The 20,358-nt window shown below is 38.7% G+C and carries 15 protein-coding genes and 1 tRNA gene; 12 read left to right on the top strand and 4 right to left on the bottom strand.

Features of this window, described 5'->3' with window-relative positions; translation table 11 throughout:
• The first annotated feature begins 740 nt into the window (after window positions 1-740).
• The 4 genes from porW (at window position 741) to BM130_RS05745 (ending at window position 7,429) form a co-directional block, all read left to right on the top strand.
• The gene (porW, locus tag BM130_RS05760) at window positions 741-3,536 is read left to right on the top strand and encodes a type IX secretion system periplasmic lipoprotein PorW/SprE (RefSeq protein ID WP_010526184.1); all 2,796 of its coding nucleotides are present in this window, start codon (window positions 741-743) and stop codon (window positions 3,534-3,536) included.
• A 30-nt stretch (window positions 3,537-3,566) separates the two neighbouring features.
• Window positions 3,567-5,120, top strand: coding sequence for a T9SS response regulator signal transducer PorX (porX, locus tag BM130_RS05755; RefSeq protein WP_044138323.1), 1,554 nt, complete (start codon window positions 3,567-3,569; stop codon window positions 5,118-5,120).
• Window positions 5,121-5,142: 22 nt separating this feature from the next.
• Window positions 5,143-5,565, top strand: coding sequence for a tRNA (adenosine(37)-N6)-threonylcarbamoyltransferase complex ATPase subunit type 1 TsaE (gene tsaE / locus BM130_RS05750; protein WP_010526186.1), 423 nt, complete (start codon window positions 5,143-5,145; stop codon window positions 5,563-5,565).
• Window positions 5,566-6,199: 634 nt separating this feature from the next.
• Entirely contained in the window at window positions 6,200-7,429 is a 1,230-nt protein-coding gene (locus BM130_RS05745) for an alanine dehydrogenase (RefSeq protein ID WP_010526187.1), read from the top strand.
• Between the two features lie 44 nt (window positions 7,430-7,473).
• On the opposite strand, the gene BM130_RS05740 is transcribed toward BM130_RS05745, so the two are convergent.
• Both BM130_RS05740 and BM130_RS05735 read right to left on the bottom strand, forming a co-directional pair.
• Window positions 7,474-8,946, bottom strand: coding sequence for a sensor histidine kinase (locus tag BM130_RS05740; RefSeq protein ID WP_010526188.1), 1,473 nt, complete (start codon window positions 8,944-8,946; stop codon window positions 7,474-7,476).
• Window positions 8,947-9,305: 359 nt separating this feature from the next.
• Window positions 9,306-9,378, bottom strand: a tRNA-Met gene (locus BM130_RS05735).
• Window positions 9,379-9,727: 349 nt separating this feature from the next.
• Between BM130_RS05735 and BM130_RS05730 the strand changes: the two genes are divergently transcribed.
• The 8 genes from BM130_RS05730 to pdxA all read left to right on the top strand — a co-directional run bounded on the left by BM130_RS05730 (window position 9,728) and on the right by pdxA (window position 18,014).
• Window positions 9,728-10,633 (top strand): M23 family metallopeptidase, encoded by a 906-nt coding sequence (locus BM130_RS05730; protein WP_010526189.1) that lies wholly within the window; start codon window positions 9,728-9,730, stop codon window positions 10,631-10,633.
• A 360-nt stretch (window positions 10,634-10,993) separates the two neighbouring features.
• On the top strand, window positions 10,994-12,148 hold the full coding sequence (locus BM130_RS05725; RefSeq protein WP_010526190.1) for a 1-deoxy-D-xylulose-5-phosphate reductoisomerase: 1,155 nt from the start codon (window positions 10,994-10,996) through the stop codon (window positions 12,146-12,148).
• Window positions 12,149-12,366: 218 nt separating this feature from the next.
• Window positions 12,367-13,686, top strand: coding sequence for an RIP metalloprotease RseP (gene rseP / locus BM130_RS05720; protein ID WP_010526191.1), 1,320 nt, complete (start codon window positions 12,367-12,369; stop codon window positions 13,684-13,686).
• Between the two features lie 136 nt (window positions 13,687-13,822).
• The gene (locus tag BM130_RS05715; protein WP_010526192.1) at window positions 13,823-14,041 is read left to right on the top strand and encodes a Sec-independent protein translocase subunit TatA/TatB; all 219 of its coding nucleotides are present in this window, start codon (window positions 13,823-13,825) and stop codon (window positions 14,039-14,041) included.
• A gap of 149 nt (window positions 14,042-14,190) precedes the next feature.
• Window positions 14,191-15,363, top strand: a complete 1,173-nt coding sequence (locus tag BM130_RS05710) for a lytic transglycosylase domain-containing protein (protein WP_010526193.1) — start codon at window positions 14,191-14,193, stop codon at window positions 15,361-15,363.
• A gap of 134 nt (window positions 15,364-15,497) precedes the next feature.
• Window positions 15,498-16,520, top strand: a complete 1,023-nt coding sequence (locus BM130_RS05705) for a DUF4837 family protein (protein WP_010526194.1) — start codon at window positions 15,498-15,500, stop codon at window positions 16,518-16,520.
• On the top strand, window positions 16,521-16,898 hold the full coding sequence (locus tag BM130_RS05700) for a hypothetical protein (RefSeq protein WP_010526195.1): 378 nt from the start codon (window positions 16,521-16,523) through the stop codon (window positions 16,896-16,898).
• Between the two features lie 48 nt (window positions 16,899-16,946).
• Entirely contained in the window at window positions 16,947-18,014 is a 1,068-nt protein-coding gene (pdxA, locus tag BM130_RS05695) for a 4-hydroxythreonine-4-phosphate dehydrogenase PdxA (protein WP_010526196.1), read from the top strand.
• 39 nt (window positions 18,015-18,053) lie between these two features.
• Here the strand turns inward: pdxA and lpxA are convergent, their stop codons facing one another.
• Entirely contained in the window at window positions 18,054-18,848 is a 795-nt protein-coding gene (gene lpxA, locus BM130_RS05690) for an acyl-ACP--UDP-N-acetylglucosamine O-acyltransferase (protein ID WP_010526197.1), read from the bottom strand.
• A 73-nt stretch (window positions 18,849-18,921) separates the two neighbouring features.
• Window positions 18,922-20,322: a bifunctional UDP-3-O-[3-hydroxymyristoyl] N-acetylglucosamine deacetylase/3-hydroxyacyl-ACP dehydratase gene (locus tag BM130_RS05685; RefSeq protein ID WP_010526198.1), complete on the bottom strand. Its 1,401-nt coding sequence runs from the start codon at window positions 20,320-20,322 to the stop codon at window positions 18,922-18,924.
• Between the last annotated feature and the right edge of the window lie 36 nt (window positions 20,323-20,358).

Genomic DNA, 20,358 nt, shown 5'->3' with positions numbered 1-20,358 from the left:
AGATTTATCGATTTTATGATTGCGGGTTGGGAAATTTCCCCTTTAGGGGATTAAGGGGTGAGGGATGGCCATAATGGACTTTAAACTAATTATATAAGTAAATTTTATACGAATGAAACTAGCATGACCAAGAAAACTTGTCACAATAAGAGCATGTATAAACTTTAGGTCATGCGAGTTCCATTCGACCAATAACTTAGATAAAATTTATACGAATGAAATTTAGTGAATTTAATATTACCATTATGCTGGATTCTTGTCCCCTTTAATAAACTTATTCTATATGAGGAATAAATTGGTTCAACATGTTTGCTCTAATTGGTATCTTCTTAACTATTCTTCAGTTAGTATGATTATATTTGTTGTTGAAAGCAGGAAAAATTTTCTTGTACATTTTGTGTAATATTTTTTTTGCCTTTTAGTTTATTATTTGTGATGAAACGGGCATGGCCTTGAAGGTTTGTCACAAAAGAATAACAAGACAAAGTCCGGGGTGCACGGCTGAAGGCAGAAAAAGGTTTTAGTGCTTAATGAACAGTGGTTAGTAGTGGTTGCACCAATGGCTGCTGACTTTCTGCTGAATAAATGATTTTAAGACTCATTTAGACAATAAACTAAGGGATGTCTGTACTGATAAAAATGGTTTAGAAGATGAAGGGCATGGCTGATGGATTTAACACTATAATAAAAGCTCTTATTCAAGCCATGCGGAATTCATTCTACCAATTACTTATAAACGAATGAAGAGTAAATGGCTGATATATTTTTTTTCGTTGGTGGTGTTTGCCAATTGTTCTACCGGGAAAAATACCTGGCTTTCCAGAAGTTATCATAATCTTACCGCCAGATATAATGTTTTATTTAATGGTATTCAAAGTTTCGAGGAAGGGCGTGAACAAATGCGTGAATCACTGGCGGATGATTTTTCTGAAATACTTCCCATGTTTGCCTATTGCGTTCAGGCCGATGGGCAGGTTCCGACGGCCCAAATGAAAAGAGCTATCCGTAAAGGCCTGAAGTTAATTGATAAACATTCTATCACCGTTAAACCCCAAAGGAAGCCATCCTCTAATAATCCTGAATACCAGGATTTTTACAATCAACGTGAGTTTAACAGATGGGTCGATGATGCCTGGATTTTGATAGGTAAAGCCCATATCTATTCCCAAAATTGGTATGAAGCAGTCAGTGCTTTTGATATGGTATTACAAATTTTTCCTGACCATAAAACGCATCTGGAGGCCATGCTTTGGATGGCTCGCGCTTACATTGAAATGGAAGATTTTGACAGGGCTTTACAGTTATTACAACAATATAGAGCCGAAGCCGGGGAAAGAAATCCTTATCTTGTGCTGGAGCAATCCACATTAGCCTGGCTTTGGATGAGACAGAAGAATTATAATGAAGCACTCAAATATTGTCAAAATGCCGCATCGAATACCAACGATAAGTGGGAAAAAATTAGATGGTATTTTATACTGGGACAATTGGCTCAAAAAGTAGGGGATTATGATACTGCTTATGATGCCTTTAACAAGGTTTGCAGGTTAAAACCCGACTATGAGACAACTATCCATGCCAGAATTCAGCAGGCTCTTCTTGCAGGCTTACCCGACCAACCGGACATTGCCAGAAATATTTTGAAGAAATATGCTAAAGAGTATAAAAATCAAAATTATCGGGGACAAATATACCGGGGTATAGCAGAAACCTGGTTCAATGAGGGTGATACCATTATGGCCTTGGCTAATTTACAATTGGCAGCCGGATATGCACACGATAACCCTGTTATTTCCGGTAAAATTTTTAAGCAAATGGCAGATATTAGTTTTCAGAACGGGAATTATATTTTGGCGGATGCTTATTACGATTCTGCACTGGTAATACTTCCGGAAGATTATCATAGTATCCCTGAAATTGAGCATATTAAAAATAAATTGGCACCATTGGCCGAAAATCTGAGAATTATTGAACACCAGGATAGTGTGTTACGAATTGCAGCTATGCCTGAAGATGAAAGAAACCGATTTATTGAGCAATTAATCCAACAAAAACAAGAGCTTGAAGATGCAAATGATTTTGTTGATAATGTAGATGATGCATTTTTTTACCGCAACTTTGCCTATGGAAATAATAGCGCAAATGATGAATCCGATAGTTGGTATTTTTATAATCCGCCATTAGTTAGCCTCGGACAAATGGAGTTTGAAAAACGATGGGGACGACGTAATCTGGAGGATGACTGGAGAAGGTCCGACAAAAAAAGTCAGGTATTACAATCCGACGCTAATAATCAGTCACAGCCTGATGACCCTTTTGCTCAAAATTTACCCCCTGACCAATCTAACAAACCTGTCAATGAGAAAAATTCTAATGGAGAAATTAGTCAGGAAACCCTTTTGGCCGGATTACCGTTAACTTCAGAAGAAAAGGCTGAGGCTCACAGAAAAATTGAAGAAGCTTTAATTTCTGCCGCTAATATTCTTGCCAATAATTTTAGTAAATATTCAGAAGCTGTTGCCCTTTTCGAAGAACTGTTAGTCCGATATCCACAATCAACTTATACTGAAGAGGCCATTACGGGGATTTACCTGGCTTGCCGGGAAATGCACAACAGTTCATGTCTCGACTATTACGGAAATATGATTGTCCGGAACTATCCCAACAGCACTATTGCGCAATTTATCAGTAATCCTGATTACTATGAAAATCTTGAAGCCCTAAGTACCAAAATGGAAGAAACCTATGCCAAGGCATACCAAAAGTTGCAACAAAATGACTGGAAGGGTGTTGTTGAGGTAACATCTTCGATAATCCATCAGCGTTACGAGCCACTATTGCCTCAGTCGTTACTGATAAATGCTTTGGCCTATAGTCAGCTTAATCAGGATACTTTGTTTAGGGAACAACTGCAACAGATTGTGGAGGATTTTCCACAGTCACAGCAAGCTGTGGTTGCCGATTATTGGCTTCAACAACTTAATAATGGTCAAAAAAACGGTGTAATTGATTTTTCTGCATTCTTTGAACCTTCTGATAACTTGATGACAGAGCATGGGGCTTCTCTTGTTAATGAAGAAAAGGATGCCGATGAATTTATTTTGGCACCCGACACTATTCATCATTTGATTATAGTGGCAGACAGGCAGGCCGATGTAAACGAACTAATGTTCCAATTGGCCAATTTTAACTTTGACCATTTTACCACCCGTACCCTTCAACTAAAGGTTTTACAGGTATCGCCAGACAAAACTGTTTTGATGAGCGGGCCGTTGGATAATAAACGAAGTGGTTTAGACTATTTCTTCTCATTAATTAATCAGCCTTCGGTATTCAATGTTGCCCAAATTGGCGAGCCTTTTGTGATGATTATTAATGATGTTAATTGGCAAAAAATTCATGATGTCAGCGATATGGAAAAATATAGAGCTTTCTTCCTGGAAAAATATTTATCGGAAAGTAATCCTTCGACCATTGTAATTAACGAAAGTGAAATACCGGATTACACTTATACCGAAAGGGCAAGAAATGACTGACGGGAAAATAATTGTTTAAGAAAAATGGCTATGGAAGAGATAAAAAAAATTAGAATATTATGGATTGATGATGAGATAGAGCATTTAAAAGCGCATGTTATTTTTCTTCAACAAAAAGGTTTTTTGGTTGATACTGCATCTAATGGCAATGATGCCTTAAATGTCCTTAAAGAAAACCACTTTGATTTGGTATTTCTTGATGAAAATATGCCGGGGCTGAGCGGCCTGGAAACATTAATCAGAATAAAAGAGATTCGCCCGGGTTTGCCGGTTATCATGATAACCAAAAATGAAGAAGAGGATATTATGGACCAGGCTATTGGCAGCAAAATTACCGATTATTTGATTAAACCGGTGAAACCCACACAGATATTATCATCTATTAAACGACATGTACATCGCGACAGATTAGTATCTCAAAAGGCCACCAGTGATTATCAGGCTCAGTTTTCAGATATTGGCTTTCGGTTGAGTGATAATCTTTCAATGGAAGAGTGGCAAGAGGTTTATCGAAAATTGGTCTATTGGGAATTGGAACTGCAAAATGCCGATAGCCCCTTGGATGAGGTTCTAAAAATGCAAAAACGGGAAGCCAATCAATTATTTGCACGAACCGTAAAAAATAATTATGAAAATTGGCTTTTGGATGGTGATGGGCCGTTAATGTCGCACCGTGTTTTAAAAAATTATATTCTTCCACTTCTTGATAAAGGCCAAAAGGTGGTCTTAATTGTTATCGATAATTTTAGACTTGACCAGTGGGAAACCATAAGAAATGAGCTTACCCCTTTTTTTGATATTGCTGATGACAATCTTTATTGCAGCATCCTGCCTACGGCGACCCAATACGCCCGTAACGCCTTGTTCTCTGGATTGTTGCCGTTACAAATACAGGAGCTTTATCCCAACCTGTGGACGGACGAGGATGAGGAAGGTGGTCGTAATCAGTATGAAGAGGAGTTGATAGGAACCTTTATGAAGCGGATGAGGCGTTCCTTTACATATTCCTATCATAAGATTAGTGATAGTGATGCCGGGAAAAAATTGGTTGATAATTTCCGGCAACTAAATTCTTATGATTTGAATGTGATAGTTTTCAATTTTATTGATATGTTGTCACATGCCCGGACGGAGTTGAAGATGATTCGGGAACTGGCTTCCGATGAGTCGGCTTATCGTTCATTAACCCGTTCCTGGTTCGTCCATTCTTCCTTATATGAATTATTTAAAAAACTTTCGGAGGCAAAAAACCGAATAGTTTTAACATCTGACCATGGTTCTATTCGCGTTCAACATCCGTTAAAAGTTATAGGCGACAGAAATACCAATACTAATTTGCGATTTAAACAAGGGAAAAATCTGGACTATAACGCTAAAGAAGTGTATGAGGTAAAAAGACCTGAAAGCATCTTTTTACCGCGTATTAATGTTTCAACTTCTTATATTTTTGCAAAAGAGGATGATTTCTTTGCCTATCCCAATAATTATAATTACTATGTTAATTATTACAAGGATTCTTTTCAGCATGGAGGTATCTCTCTGGAAGAGATGTTAATACCCCTTGTTGAACTGGTTCCGCTTTGATGTTTCTTAAGTTTCAAAAAATATGGAAAAAACACTCATTATTCATTCGGAAGGGGATATCGATGCAATTGCCCGGGAATTTTTACCTGTGGTTAAGGAGAAACGTATAATAGCTTTTCACGGCAATATGGGCGTAGGTAAAACTACTTTTATTAAGGGCTTATGCCGTGCCTTAGGGGTGGTTGACCCGGTTACGAGTCCTAGTTTTGCCATTGTTAATAAATACGTTACTTCCGACAATCAAACAGTATATCACTTCGATTTTTACCGCCTAAAAAATGTTAGCGAGGTATTTGATATCGGTTATGAAGATTACTTCTTTGGAGACGATATTTGTTTGATTGAATGGCCGGAGAAGATAGCCGAAGTTTTGCCCGACGACCGTCTTGATGTTTGGATGACTGAAAATGCAGATGGTTCCAGGTCGATAAAGTTTTCGGTTTAATTTCATACTGTCGGGAAAAACGAACATCACCAGTATCCTTATTTACAGTAGAAAAAATTAATTCAGGATGTATATTGATAACGTGGGCCCAATGAAGACAATGATAGTTTTTTTAAACTGATTGAGCTTTGGTTTCGGGTTGAAAACGAAATAGATAATATTAATTTCGGAAGACTTAAAATTTTTGTATATTATGTGCCGAAAAAGCTGAACTGAAACCAACTTGACCAACAAAGGCTTAAAGTAAGTGGACAGACAGAATATAGTAGGAATATTTATCAATTCTAGGGTTTGCGGGGAACAGTTTTTTCCATTCGCCTGGATGCATGCCTGGCTTTTAAAGAATTAAAGAGTGTGCGCTGGCCTTAATGGGTTTTAAACAAATTATATATTTGTCAAATATTGGTAATTAATCGGCGTTATAAAAGGTAACAAATAAGAAGAGATAATTGTCCTGGAATTTTTATGGATAAAATCTTTTAAAATCAGGGTTGGGTTGCTTCCTTGAAGAAATTTTTTCATTGTTCAAGAAATCTAATCAAGTTGAATAAGGATATCCCAATGTGGTTAGTGTTTTCGAAGGGTGATTTATGTGGGATACCCCAGGGGTTTGTTAAATTATATAGATAAAGATATGGGCGATATTGGGAAAAGCGCATCGCAGTATTTTGCTATTAACCAAACAGGGTTAATGCCCAAAGAGGAATTATTGGAAATAGGAAAGGGGCAGAAATCAATGTCATTTGGTATCCCTCGGGAACATGAGAAAGGAGAAAATAGAATTCCTCTTACTCCCCAGGGCGTTGAATTACTGACTGCCAATGGTCATGAGATAGTTATTGAAAGCGGCGCCGGAAATGGGGCTAATTATTTTGACCATGATTTTTCGGAAGCCGGTGCAAAGATTGTAGATAACCATGAAGAGCCGTTTCGATGTGATGTGGTATTAAAAGTAGCACCTCCGAACGAAGAAGAGCGGCAACTTTTTTCGCCAGGACAGTTACTTATTTCTTTGTTGCATATATTTAAGCAAGATAGAGAATCCATTCAGCAGCTGATGCATAAAAAAATAAATGCTTTGGCCTATGAATTTCTTAAAGATGAATCCAACTGTTATCCTGTTATCCGTAGTATGAGTGAAATTGAAGGATATACTGCCATAATGATAGCCTCCGAATATTTGAGTAAAGAGAAAAATGGCAAAGGGGTTTTGTTAGGCGGAATCACCGGCATTTCACCTGCCGAAGTTGTGGTTATTGGTGCCGGAACTGCCGGCGAGTTTGCAGTAAGAGCTGCATTGGGATTGGGATGTCAGGTAAAGGTTTTTGATAATTCATATCGCAATTTGCGTGAATTGGAAAGAAATGTGGGTCAGAGACTTTTTACTTCGGTGTTACATCCCCAAGTGCTTAGTAAGGCACTCAAGTCTGCCGATGCGGTTATTAGTAGTTTAAGATATTTTGATCCTCAGAGCCGATTTTTTATTTCTGAAGAACAAATTGCCGGTATGAAGCCGGGTTCGATAATCGTTGATTTGAGTATGGGGAATGGGGGCTGTTTCGATGCCGGGTGTAGTTCCAAGTCTCATGGGTCGGCCGTTACTATTCAGCATGGAGTGATTCATTACCGGGTGCATAACATAGCATCGCGCGTAGCACGTACCGCATCCATCGCTTTAAGCAATATCTTTGCGCCGGTTCTTTTGCGGCTGGCTATGTCAGGTGGTGTTAGTCAGCTTATTAAACAGGATTTAGGGGTTAGCCATGGACTCTATCTTTATAAAGGCATTTTAACCAATCATACCTTGGGAGAACGCTTTAACCTGCCTTCAAAGGATATTGGTTTGCTAATGGCTGCTTTTTAGGTTTTGGATGTGTTGGCCATAAAGCCAAATGAGTGATACAATTACTAACGATTTTTTGGTTTCCAGGTGTTTGAGATCAATGTTTGCTTTAAATCTCCTGTGTTTTTGTCGGAAGTAGTATTCGATAAAAATTCATAAGTAGGAAGGGATTTGGAAGGTAGTGTAAACTTGAAAACAGCTCCCTGATTACCATCGTTACGATTACTACACCAAATTTGTCCTCCCATGGCATTGACATATCGTTTAGCAATAGCTAAGCCCAGTCCTGTACCGCCATATTGACGACTTAACCGTAAATCACCCTGTCTAAATAGATCAAAAATTTCTTTTTCTTTACCCTCCGGAATGCCAATACCACTATCCTCTACAAAAAAGGTGATCTGCTTTTCACCTATTTCATATCCAAATTTTACAAAGCCTGATGCGGTAAACTTTACAGCATTGTCCAATAAATGGTTCAGTATTTTAAATGTGGCTTCCTTGTCAAGATAAACAAAATCTTCTCCGTCGGGTGCAGGTAAAGAAAGTTCCAGGTTTAAAGGCTTGCCCGAAATGTTGATTTCTGAAAGATAGCTTTTATGCAGCAATTTCATCATCTGATTAAGGGAAAATGCCTGTAGTTCTTTTCCGATTTTTTTTGCCTGAAAACGGGATATGTCGATAAGTGAATCCATAATCTGCAAAAGTCGTGTTCCGTTTTGCTGAATAATGTCAATATATTGGCGGCGTTGGTTGGCCGACATATCCTCGGCATTTAGCAATTCCGTAAATCCCATAATAACATTCATGGGGGTCCGTATTTCGTGACTTAAATTAGCTAAAAAGGCAGATTTCAAACGACTACTTTCGTCAACAATTTGTTTGGCTTTGGATAGATTCTTATTGAGGTTATCCAATAATCTGTTCTTTTGTTTAAGTTCTTCTTCTGTTTTTAAAAGTTCTCTGTTTTTTTCCTCAAGGTTTTCTTTACTTATTAAGTGTCGCAATTCAGATGTTACGTAAAAAGAGAAGTATTTTAAGGTGTTGGTTATTAGTAGTTTCGATTGATTTTTCTTTGAGAGGATAAATATGGCACCCAGAATGGTACTGGGTGTGTCTTTAATTAGCATTCCGGTAACCATATGGTCATGGTGGTCTGTAATTTCTATTAAAGATAGTAACTCATTGCTGTTTTGACTAAAGGTTATGGGGTTTTCAATTAATTTGGGTAAAAATGGAATGGTGAAAGGTGTAACCTCCTTTTTGTTAATAACCTGATTAAATTGGGTACAGGCTGCTACTTTAAATTTATTATCGTTGGTGTATTGTGTAATCAGAACGTAATCGGCATGGCAAATTCTTGAAATTTTAAGAGCAAGGGTTTCTATGGGTTTAATGAAACTATTAAGGGGGATTGCTGCCTGAAGCGATTGAATGAATTCAGAGGCATAGTTGCTTCCAAAAAAAATCGAAGGATCTTTTATGCATTTGGGCTTATACCTTATTGATGATGTACAAAATAATTTGGATAAATTCATTGGTTTATAAACTTATATCCAAATAAAATCTTTTAACTCTTTTATTCCAAAATCTTTTGACGAATAGCTGTTTAATATTGACTATCTGTTTATTGATAGATTGGGACTCAATCCAAACCGGTTTGGTTAATAGGGCTTGCCACAACCAGAACATGTATAAAAGACAAAGGCAGAAGTGCACAGGCAGAAGGCAGAAGAAGTCAGTAGTCATTAGTGTTAATGGATTAGTGACTAACGACTAACCACTATTGACTACTTTTAAGAATCAATATATCAGTGAAGTAAGTAAATTTTATGCGGATGAAATGGGCATAACCATAAAAAACAAAAAAGCCGTAAAATTTAATTTTACGGCTTTGTAGCGGGGGCCAGACTCGAACTGACGACCTTTGGGTTATGAGCCCAACGAGCTACCAACTGCTCCACCCCGCAATATATCTTTGAACTTCTTGTTTCTCTTTCTCGTTTGCGAGTGCAAATATAATAGGTTTTGTGCCTATTGCAAGGGGTTTTTGTGTTAAAAATTGATAATAAATTTTATTGGTTGTAAGACTCTGTCATTTGAATTTCCTAATGGATTGTTTTTTTGTTTCGGTACATTCATATTATTGCTTAATTTTGTATGACAAAGAAAATCAAAAATGCGTGTGAAAAATTTCTATTCTTGCTTTACATGAATGTGAAAGAGTGATGTGTGGTTCGGCTGGAAAATTTGATTAATAATAATTAGGAGGTGAAAATAGATTATGGTTTATTCATACGCAAATTATTTTAGGGAACTATGGGGGTTAACAAAAGAAAAGCATTTGTACAAAAATTAAGAAGTAAATACAAATTAGCTGTATTTAATGAACAAACTTATGAAGAGGTTTTGGTAATAAGGCTGTCTCGGTTGAATGTTTTTACCATTATAGGGTTTTCGGTAATTTTATTGGTGGTTTTGGTTATATTTCTTATCGCTTTTACCGGATTGAAAGAATATATCCCGGGTTATCCGGATCCCACTCAACGGCTATTAATTGTTAGAAATTCAGAAAGAGTGGATTCGCTTATTATGGAAATTGAAAAGCGAAATAAGTTTATCGAGAATATGAAGATGATCATAAACGGTGAAGTGCCAAACGAAAACCCGGAAGATACTGTCGCCACAGAAAATTCTGATGCTATTGGGGAAAATCTTTCTGATGATACCTCCGGGTGGAGATCAATAGATTTCACGCGCTCGGAGGAGGACTCAATGTTCAGAGCGTTAGTGGAACGAGAAGAAAAATTTACTCCGCCTCAAAGTACCGAACAGGTTTTGAATCCTTTATTGGAGAATACTTTCTTTTTCCCGCCATTAAAAGGCATGGTAGTTAATGAATTTGGAAATCCCCAAAGACATTTTGGTGTTGATATTGTTGCTGGTCCAGGGGCAAGAGTTTCTGCTGTAATGGATGGGGTGGTCATTTTTTCGGGATGGACGGTAGAGACAGGCTATGTGATCCAAATTCAACATGCCAATAATTTTATTTCCATGTATAAGCACAATGAGCGATTGCTAAAGTCTACAGGTGATCATGTAAAGGCCGGTGAAGCCATTGCTCATGTAGGGAATTCCGGTGAGTTAACCACTGGTCCGCATCTCCATTTTGAATTGTGGCATAACGGTATCCCTCTGGATCCGAAAGAATACATCTCTTTTTAAGTGGTTTGCCATGCTTGTTACAGCACTATGGGTAACCGAGGTGATGCGGATGCATTTCTTTCCTGCTTTTATTTTTGTGATAACCAACAACCATGACCAATAATGATTTGCACAGCCGGAACAAGTTTTGAAGTGCCCCGGCAAAAGGGAGATGGAGATTTAAGTGAATTTCTCGATGGCAGTAAAAATGGTTTTTCCTTTCAGGCGAGAAAGTGGAATAAGATCAGTCATAGAAAACAATTAGGCAAATAGAATAATATTATTATGATGGAGCAGGCATGACCAATAAAAGTACATGTATTACTTTAAATCATGTGAGTTCCATTCGACCAATAACTTAGATAAAATTTATATATACTGATGAAACGACGTATAGCTCTTCTTGGTTCTACCGGTTCCATAGGGACACAAACACTCCAGGTAATAGAGCAACATTCAGATCTTTATCAAGTAGTAGTTTTAACTGCAAGAAAAAATGCAGCCCTGTTGGTTGAGCAAGCAAGAAAATATAAACCCCAGGTTGTTGTTATTGGTGATCACAGTAAGTACAAATGGGTTAAAGAACAATTGCAAAAATATAATATTCAGGTTTGTTGTGGTGAGGAGGCTCTGGCTCAGGTTGTGACGATAAAGGAGATAGATGTTGTAGTGGTTGCCCTGGTAGGCTTTTCTGGGTTATTGCCCACCATGAAAGCTATTGAAGCCGGAAAGACTATTGCTTTGGCTAACAAAGAAACGCTGGTGGTAGCCGGAGATCTTATTATGGAACTTGCGCGAAAAAAGAATGTATCTGTACTGCCTATCGATTCGGAACATTCTGCCATTTTCCAATGTCTTGCCGGTGAAAAAACTCAATTTGTTGACAAAGTGATTCTTACAGCATCAGGTGGGCCTTTCCGGGGAAAAGATGTGGAATTTCTCAGGAAGGTAACACGTTGCCAGGCGCTGAATCATCCCAACTGGAAAATGGGCGATAAAATCACCATCGATTCCGCTACGTTAATGAATAAGGGTTTTGAAGCCATAGAAGCCAAGTGGTTGTTTGATATTCAACCCGAACAAATAGAGATTGTGGTTCATCCTCAATCTATCGTCCATTCATTGGTGATGTTCTGTGACGGATCCATTAAAGCCCAATTGGGGTTGCCGGACATGAGACTTCCTATCCAATACGCATTGAGCTATCCCGAACGGCTGGAAAATAATTGGCCTCGATTTAATTTTTCGGAATATCCCTCTTTAACTTTTGAAAAAGCTGATGTGAAAGTGTTTCGCAATTTGGCTCTGGCATTTGAAGCAATGCACAAGGGTGGAAATATGCCCTGTATTGTGAATGCCGCCAATGAAGTTGCTGTAGATGCTTTTTTGAAATCTAAAATTGGCTTCGTCCAAATGTCCCATATTATTGAACAAACTATGTTTAAAGCCTCTTTTGTAGAGAACCCCGATTTTACGGATTATCTGGAGTCGGATAAAGAAGCACGCGTGTTAGCGGCCGAAATGGTCGGAAAATAAAGAAAATCAATATATTTGTTGCATTTCTTTATAATTACGTGTTTTTGCTGAAAAGATGTGTCTTTTAACTTAAAACTTTGTTAAAAGAAATTTATCAGATATGTTTGCATAAATTGTTATGTTGGATCCATAAAAATTATCTGGCTGAGGTGTCTTAAGTTAGCATTCATTTTAAATCACTCTAAAGCCGGATAGCTTTAAACCTCAATTGAAAAAGTATGGAGTTTTTGATTAAAGCGTTACAACTGATTTTAAGTCTTTCTATCTTAGTTATTCTGCACGAATTTGGCCATTTTCTTTTTGCGCGCCTGTTTAAAACACGTGTCGAGAAATTTTATCTTTTTTTTAATCCCGGTTTTTCGTTGTTTAAGTTTAAGAAGGGCGAAACAGAATATGGCATGGGATGGCTTCCGTTGGGAGGTTATGTGAAAATATCCGGGATGATAGACGAATCGATGGATAAAGAACAACTAAAAAGCCCGCCACAGCCCTGGGAATTTAGAGCCAAGCCAGCCTGGCAACGCCTTTTTATAATGATAGGCGGAGTTCTGGTGAATTTTATTCTGGCCCTGTTCATCTTTTGGATGATCCTTTTTAAATGGGGCGAATCCTACATTCCGCTCGAAGGTTCAAAATACGGTTATTCCTATCACGCTTTAGGGCATGAGATAGGCCTTCAGGATGGAGATTTTGTTTTGGCTGTCGATAGTTTTAAAGTGACTACCATTTCTGATTTAACGCATCACCTGTTTTTGGAAGATCCGCAATACTTAACGGTTAAAAGAGGGGATTCCATATTTCAGTTAAAGGTACCGGCCGATTTTAGCCAGCGTTTGCTGTCAGAAAGGGTAAAACAATTTGCCCGATACCGGATCCCTTTTGTGGTTGATTCTGTGGCGAAGGGAATGCCGGCAGCCGAAGCCGGAATTCAAAAGGGTGATAGCTTGGTTGCCGTTGGAGGAATAGAAGTGCCCTTTTTCTATGAGTTTGTAGAGGAGCTCAATAAATATAAAGGTGACACCACTACCATCTCTTTCTACCGCGGTTCAGATTTCATAACCTTACCTGTACGTGTAAATCAGTCAGGTAAAATAGGAATAATTGCCCGCTCGCCAAACAATTATTTGGAGGTGAAGGATCGCAAATTTGGTTTTTTTGAAGCTTTTCCTGCCGGAATCAAGAAAGGAGTCAATTTGTTAATCGGTTACGTAAAACAATTTAGGCTGGTATTTACCAAGGAAGGAATGCGTCAGGTAGGTGGGTTCGGAACCATTGGTAATCTGTTTCCGGCCAGCTGGGATTGGTTAAGCTTTTGGACAACAACTGCTTTTCTCTCGCTTATTTTGGCATTTATGAATATTTTGCCTATTCCGGCTTTGGATGGGGGACATGTGTTGTTTCTGCTCTTTGAGATTTTTACAGGCCGAAAACCCAGCGAAAAATTCATGGAGTATGCACAACTGGCGGGAATGATTTTTTTAATTGCATTGTTGTTGTATGCCAACGGGAATGACCTGTTTAGGTGGCTTAGTCAATGATTGGCCTAAATTTGAATATCACCCGAAATCGTCCTGTTTTTAACAATTAAATTAATACATTTGTAACAGGGTACTAAATTAGCTTGATTGGTGGTGCCCTTAATTGTTGATTTCAGATAATTTAAAGGAGAAAAATATGGAACTTTCAGTGTTATTTTTAGCTATTCCGGGAGGTTGGGAATGGATAGTAATTATTTTGGCCATTTTATTGTTGTTTGGCGGACGAAAAATTCCCGAACTCATGAAAGGCCTGGGGCAGGGAATGAGAGAGTTTAAAAAAGCACGAAACGAGGCTTTAAATGACTCAAAGGAAGAAAACAAAAAAGAGGAAAATAGCGATAAAGAGAAATCCTGAGTTATTTGGATTAGCAGTTAGGTTCGAGCTTGCACTTTTTTGACTGGGAAAAACTTCTAAGGTGAAAGCGAGTCTTAAAAGAATGGATTTCAGGAATTTTTTGTCTAATAACAATTTATGGTTTAGGCAAAACCAATTTGACGGGATATATGTTCAAATGCTTACAGATAAAGCGTTGCGTTTTGTTGCTGGTTATATTGTTTTTTATTCTTTCGGGAGGATATGCTAATCGAAACAGTGTACCGGCTTATTTGATTGAATCAAGAATTGAAAAGCTAAATTTACAAACACCCATTCCGTTAGAATATAACCAGTATGTGCAGGCATATATTGATGTGTATACTGTAAAACGTCCTGAGCATTTAGCTGGCATTCTGTCACGTTCAAAACTTTATTTTCCTCTTTTCGAAGAGTATCTAGACAAGTACGGCCTTCCATTAGAACTGAAATATCTGGCTGTTGTGGAATCGGCTTTACAACCTCAGGCCAAATCATCGTCCGGTGCTTATGGATTATGGCAGTTCTTGTATCAGGCTTCCAGAATGTTTGATTTAAAAGTTACTTCCTATATTGACGAAAGAGCCGATCCCGTCAAATCTACTGACGCCGCCTGCCGTTACCTGAAATATTTATATAGCAATTTCAATGATTGGTTGTTGGCTATCTCTGCCTATAACGTGGGAATAGGGGCTGTCAAAGAAGCCATAAAACAAGCGGGGGGAGAAAAAGATTATTGGAAACTGCGACCATTTTTGCCGGTACAGGCCAGGGGTTATGTCCCTGCTTTTATGGCTGTTAACTATGTGATGAATTACTATCATTCATATGATATAAAGCCATTGCCCGAAACGTTTCATTATGATGAGTTGGCAACGTGCAATGTAAAGGGAGGCATTTCTTTTGAGCAAATATCTCGATTAACAGGTATTTCTATTGATGTTCTTCGGCTTTTGAACCCTGTTTATAAACTTGATTATATTCCGGTGTCGGATACAGGTGAAGCAGTTTCAATAGTATTGCCCGAAGATCAACTTGAAATTTTTTATCAACAGCGCTCAAAGTTTTTGAGTGAGGAGGCCCCTGCACCAAAAAAAGTGGAAGCCTGTGGAGATACTACCGGTCGGCGAAAGATTACTCATATTGTGCAAAAGGGAGAATTTTTTCATAGCATTGCAATGGCATATGAGTGTAGAATTGAAGATTTAATGCGCTGGAATGACCTTAAAGACAAACGGCTTTATGCCGGACAAAAATTAATTGTTTGGGAACCAAAAGATAAAGCGGAGGAAGAATTCTTTTTTCATGAATTGGCGCAGCAATAAGTGTTTAAAATATGGAATGAGTATAATAAACACTTAACGGAGTCGAACCAACTACCATCTTTAATTTTTTTTGTAACTTCACCCTTCTAAAAGATTAACATCAATCTAATTTTGAATTTAATAGTAATCATAATATGGCTTCAAAACGTATATTTTTTGCCCTTATAACTGTTCTGGTGTTGTTTTTTTCTGCTTGTAAAGATAAGGGAGGCATTTATAAGCCTAACCTTTCTGGTAGCCAGGGTGAGATGTTGATTGTTATGAATGATTCGGTGAAAGAAAGTGTGGGAGGAAAAACGCTAATTTCTGTGATGCAGCAGTCGATGTTGGGACTGCCGCAGCATGAGCCGCTCTTCGATGTTTCGGTGATTCCCCACAGGGCCTTCAGTGAACGGTTGAAACCATTCAGAAATTTAATCCTTGTTTATATTAAAAATGGTCAGAAACCTGACATTAAGTATTATAAAGACCGATGGGGGAAGCAGCATGCTATGGCTGAGATATATGCCCAAGACGGCTGGCAACTCGATTCTATAGTGAACGCTGAGGAAATTAAACTTGCCGGTTTTTTTGTTAAGGCTGAAAGAGACCGCAACCAGAACTATTACAGAAAATACATTAATCGTACGCTCACTGAAAAGTTTAAGAATGTATGGGATGCCTTTATGATTGTACCGGTTAATTTCAATGAGAATAAGCCCGGCAAAAATTTTATGTGGATGTCTAATGAGACCCCGTTGACCAGTCAGGGACTCTTTGTTTATTCGTTTGAATATACCGGCTTTGAAAGCATCACCGAACCTTATTTGTTAAATAAGCGGGACTCTGTTCTGCGAGTAAATGTTCCCGGGCCTTCGGAAGGATCCTATATGACTACCGAAGATAGGGTTCCGGTTACCTATAAGCGATTTGAACATAATGACCATCAAATCGTTGAGATTCGCGGATTATGGCGTGTCGAAGGTGATATTATGGGTGGGCCGTTTGTAAGCTTCGCTCATATTGACCCCGAAAACGGGCGCGTGGTGGTTACCGAAGGTTATGTGTATGCCCCGGAAAAACCAGAAAAACGTAACCTGGTTTGGCAACTGGAATCCATACTTTATTCGTTCCGTTTTCTGGATGAAAAAGAAGAACCGAAAAAGGAGGAACAATAAATGTTACCTGCTTTTTCGAAAGAAGATATTGTTAAGGCTACTGGCCGGGAAGAGCTTATTCGGAAAACTATTGATCAAATAATAAAAGATTTTGCTGAGTTTGATCTCAATATCAGTTTTTCAGGGGAGGTAAATGATTTCTATGATCATTTGTTTGCCCAAATGTTAGAGCATATCACAAATCTACTGGCTAATCATCAGGAAAAGTTATTTAATTTATTATATCGTATCGATGTCAACATGAATGATATCGATAAGTATGAACAACAAATGCCTGAAGTTCCCTATAATAACCTTTTGACGGAATTAATCCTTCATCGCGAATTAAAAAAAGTGATGACGCGGGAATATTTTCGACACTATTCAGGCCAAAAATGAATCTTTTAGGTACTACAGTTGTGTTTGACGACGAAAAATTTTTTGACAATGAGTAATGAAAAGAGAGTTAAAGTAGCCATTACACAAGGAGATATTAATGGTATAGGGTATGAAGTGATATTTAAAACTTTGGCCGATACTAAGACATTAGACCTTTTCACACCGGTAATTTACGGGTCTTCCAAAGTGGCTGCTTATCATCGTAAAGCTTTGAATATTTCCAATTTTAGTTTAAATAATGTCCATTCGGGTGAAGACGCTATTCCCAAAAGGGTTAACATTGTTAACTGTTTAGATGATAATGTCCGTGTAGAATTGGGGAAGGCCACCGAAACCAGCGGGAAAGCTGCCTTTGATGCTTTAAAAAGGGCTGTTGAGGATTTAAAAAGAGGTGCAGTTGACGTATTGGTAACGGCACCCATAAACAAGCATGTTATTCAGTCGGAACAATTTGCTTTTCCGGGACATACCGAATTCCTTGCCGAACAGTTCAATGCCTCTTCTCATATAATGCTTATGGTTAGTTCTAAATTAAAAGTGGGTGTGGTGACCGGGCATATCCCCCTAAAAGAGGTAGCTGCATCTATAACCACTGAGAAGATATTGGAAAAAATCCGGGTTTTGGATCATTCCTTGCGTATTGATTTTACCATACGAAAGCCACGAATTGCCGTTTTAGGATTAAATCCACATGCCGGTGATAACGGATTGATAGGGGATGAGGAGAACAACATTATTATTCCAGCTATTGAAGCGGCCCGAAATGAGGGTATCATGGCATTAGGGCCATATCCGGCCGATGGTTTGTTTGGATCGGGCCAGGTGGATAAATTTGATGCTGTTCTGGCAATGTATCATGATCAAGGATTGGCCCCTTTTAAAAGTATTGGTTTTTCGGAAGGTGTTAATTATACTGCCGGATTGCCTATCGTCAGAACTTCCCCTGATCATGGCACTGCCTATGAAATTGCTGGAGAAAATAAGGCAGATCCCGAATCATTTCGCCAAGCGGTTTATTTGGCTATCGATATCTTTAAAAGAAGAAAGTTACATGGGGAAATTTCTGCCAATCCGCTTAAGAAAGTAAATTTAAGCGAACTGGAAGGTGGCGAATAATCCGCAGCCACCCTTTCCAGCTTTTAAGTCTTACCGTTATTATTCTTTATTTTCCGAATTATAATATCCTTTTATTATTCCTCGCTGGGAATTTTTTACGAATAAAATAATTTCATCACGTTCGTTAGAGGCAGGGAGTTCTGCTTCAATGCGTTCGATGGCCTGGCTGTTGTTGAGGCCCTTCTGGAACATAAAGCGGTAAATATCCTGAATATCCCTAATTTGTTCATTGGTGAAGCTTCTGCGCCTCAGTCCTATAGAGTTGACGCCTGCATAGGAAATAGGTTCTCGTCCGGCTTTGACATAGGGAGGAACGTCTTTACTAACTAAACTTCCGCCGGCAATCATCGTATGACAACCAATATGTACGAATTGGTGAATGGCCGACATTCCACCAACAATTGCCCAATCATCAATCTTTACTTCTCCTGCTACCTGAACGTTATTTACCAATATTACGTGGTCGCCTATGATACAGTCGTGAGCAACATGAACATAAGCCATCAGTAAGCAGTTACTGCCAACAACGGTTTGACCCTTAGATTTGGTTCCTCTATTAACGGTAACAAACTCACGAATTGTGGTGTTATCGCCTATTATGGCTAGTGTTTCTTCGCCTTTGAATTTCAAGTCCTGTGGTATGGCCGAAATAACTGCCCCTGGGAAAATGTTACAATTTTTTCCTATTCTCGCACCCTCCAGAATGGTCACATTTGACCCTATCCGAGTACCTTCGCCTATTTCTACGTTTTTATCTATGGTAACAAATGGTTCAATAACTACATTGGGAGCTATTTTCGCTTCAGGATGGATATATGCTAATGGCTGTTTCATATAGTCTTCTTCATGCAATAGTTGGTTCCCCCTTATTTATTTTTCGAGAGAACCAACAGTGTTTTAAATAAAATTATTGTTTGTTTTTGGTGATTTGAGCCATGAACTCCCCTTCGGAGACAATGGTGTTTCCAACAAATGCGGTTCCTTTCATGTTAGCTACACCTCGTCTGATTTCTGTTAGGAGTTCCAGTTTAAATATGACCGTATCACCGGGGGTTACTTTTTTCCGGAATTTGATATTGTCAAGTTTTAGAAAATAGGTGCTGTAAAGTTTTGGATCGTCAACTTGGCTAAGAACCAGTATCCCCCCAATCTGAGCCATTGCTTCTACCTGTAAAACCCCGGGCATAACGGGCTCGTCAGGGAAATGACCCACAAAGAAGGGTTCATTCATGGTGACGTTTTTAACCCCGACAATGGTCTTTTCTTTCAGGTCAATAATTTTGTCGACCAAAAGGAATGGTGGACGGTGTGGTAAAAAGCCCTTTATGGCATTGATGTCATATACCGGTTCGGCATTGGGATCATAAAAAGGAGCATCGGTTTTTAATTGTCGGCGACGTATCTCTTTTCTTATGGCTTTGGCAAATTGTGCATTTATTTTATGCCCTGGTTTATGGGCAATGATGCGTCCTTTTATTGGCATTCCTGCCAAAGTTAAATCGCCAATAACGTCTAATAGTTTATGCCGTGCCGGTTCGTTAGGAAAGTGAAGTTCCAAATTGTTAAGGATACCAATAGGTTTTACTTCTACCGACGGTTTATTAAAGAGCTTGGCTAGTCGGTCCAGTTCTTTTTGCTCGACTTTTTTGTCAATAAGAATAATGGCGTTGTCCAGGTCACCGCCCTTTATAAGATTGTTTTTAAGCAATGGTTCCAACTCGTGCAGAAAAACAAAGGTACGGCAGTGACTGATTTCTTTTTCAAATTCATCCAGACTTTCAATTTGGGCAAATTGATTGGCCAGTACCACAGAATTATCAAAGGCAATAAGAGTTTGATATGATTGACCATCTTCCGGGATAGCCATTATAGAGCTTCCGGTTTCCGGATCTTTCACTACCATTTTTTCTTTTACCACAAAATATTGCCGCTCTTCATTTTGTTCTTCGATACCGGCCTTTTTAATGGCATCTACATAAAAACGTGCACTGCCGTCCAATATAGGCAATTCCGGGCCATTAACTTCAAGCAAACAATTGTCAATACCCATTCCTCGAAGAGCCGCCAAACAATGCTCTACGGTGCTTACACTGGCATCGTTCTCCTCCAATACAGTACCTCGCTCGGTAAATACAACATTGTCGGCCAATGCTTTTATCTCGGGTTGGCCTTCAAGGTCGATGCGTTTAAAATAAAAGCCCGTGTTTGCAGGGGCTGGCTTCATTGTTAAGGTTACTTTTGCGCCGGTATGCAAACCTGTTCCTTGTAACGAAATAGCTTCACGAATCGTTTTTTGTTTTTCCACCATGACAATTAAATATTAGGCCAAATCAGCTGAAATCAC

This window comes from Thermophagus xiamenensis (assembly GCF_900112795.1).
In the GTDB taxonomy this organism is placed as follows: domain Bacteria; phylum Bacteroidota; class Bacteroidia; order Bacteroidales; family Marinilabiliaceae; genus Thermophagus; species Thermophagus xiamenensis.
The sequence above is the reverse complement of the archived record's forward strand: the minus strand, read 5'-3'. Positions and strand labels throughout refer to the sequence as shown.

What these genes read in the sequence shown, in the direction of transcription:
- porW (WP_010526184.1), top strand. Translation starts at nt 741, where the DNA reads ATGAAGAGTAAATGGCTGATATATTTTTTTTCGTTGGTGGTGTTTGCC.
- porX (WP_044138323.1), top strand. Translation starts at nt 3,567, where the DNA reads ATGGAAGAGATAAAAAAAATTAGAATATTATGGATTGATGATGAGATA.
- tsaE (WP_010526186.1), top strand. Translation starts at nt 5,143, where the DNA reads ATGGAAAAAACACTCATTATTCATTCGGAAGGGGATATCGATGCAATT.
- BM130_RS05745 (WP_010526187.1), top strand. Translation starts at nt 6,200, where the DNA reads ATGGGCGATATTGGGAAAAGCGCATCGCAGTATTTTGCTATTAACCAA.
- BM130_RS05740 (WP_010526188.1), bottom strand. Translation starts at nt 8,946, where the DNA reads ATGAATTTATCCAAATTATTTTGTACATCATCAATAAGGTATAAGCCC.
- BM130_RS05730 (WP_010526189.1), top strand. Translation starts at nt 9,728, where the DNA reads ATGGGGGTTAACAAAAGAAAAGCATTTGTACAAAAATTAAGAAGTAAA.
- BM130_RS05725 (WP_010526190.1), top strand. Translation starts at nt 10,994, where the DNA reads ATGAAACGACGTATAGCTCTTCTTGGTTCTACCGGTTCCATAGGGACA.
- rseP (WP_010526191.1), top strand. Translation starts at nt 12,367, where the DNA reads ATGGAGTTTTTGATTAAAGCGTTACAACTGATTTTAAGTCTTTCTATC.
- BM130_RS05715 (WP_010526192.1), top strand. Translation starts at nt 13,823, where the DNA reads ATGGAACTTTCAGTGTTATTTTTAGCTATTCCGGGAGGTTGGGAATGG.
- BM130_RS05710 (WP_010526193.1), top strand. Translation starts at nt 14,191, where the DNA reads ATGTTCAAATGCTTACAGATAAAGCGTTGCGTTTTGTTGCTGGTTATA.
- BM130_RS05705 (WP_010526194.1), top strand. Translation starts at nt 15,498, where the DNA reads ATGGCTTCAAAACGTATATTTTTTGCCCTTATAACTGTTCTGGTGTTG.
- BM130_RS05700 (WP_010526195.1), top strand. Translation starts at nt 16,521, where the DNA reads ATGTTACCTGCTTTTTCGAAAGAAGATATTGTTAAGGCTACTGGCCGG.
- pdxA (WP_010526196.1), top strand. Translation starts at nt 16,947, where the DNA reads ATGAGTAATGAAAAGAGAGTTAAAGTAGCCATTACACAAGGAGATATT.
- lpxA (WP_010526197.1), bottom strand. Translation starts at nt 18,848, where the DNA reads ATGAAACAGCCATTAGCATATATCCATCCTGAAGCGAAAATAGCTCCC.
- BM130_RS05685 (WP_010526198.1), bottom strand. Translation starts at nt 20,322, where the DNA reads ATGGTGGAAAAACAAAAAACGATTCGTGAAGCTATTTCGTTACAAGGA.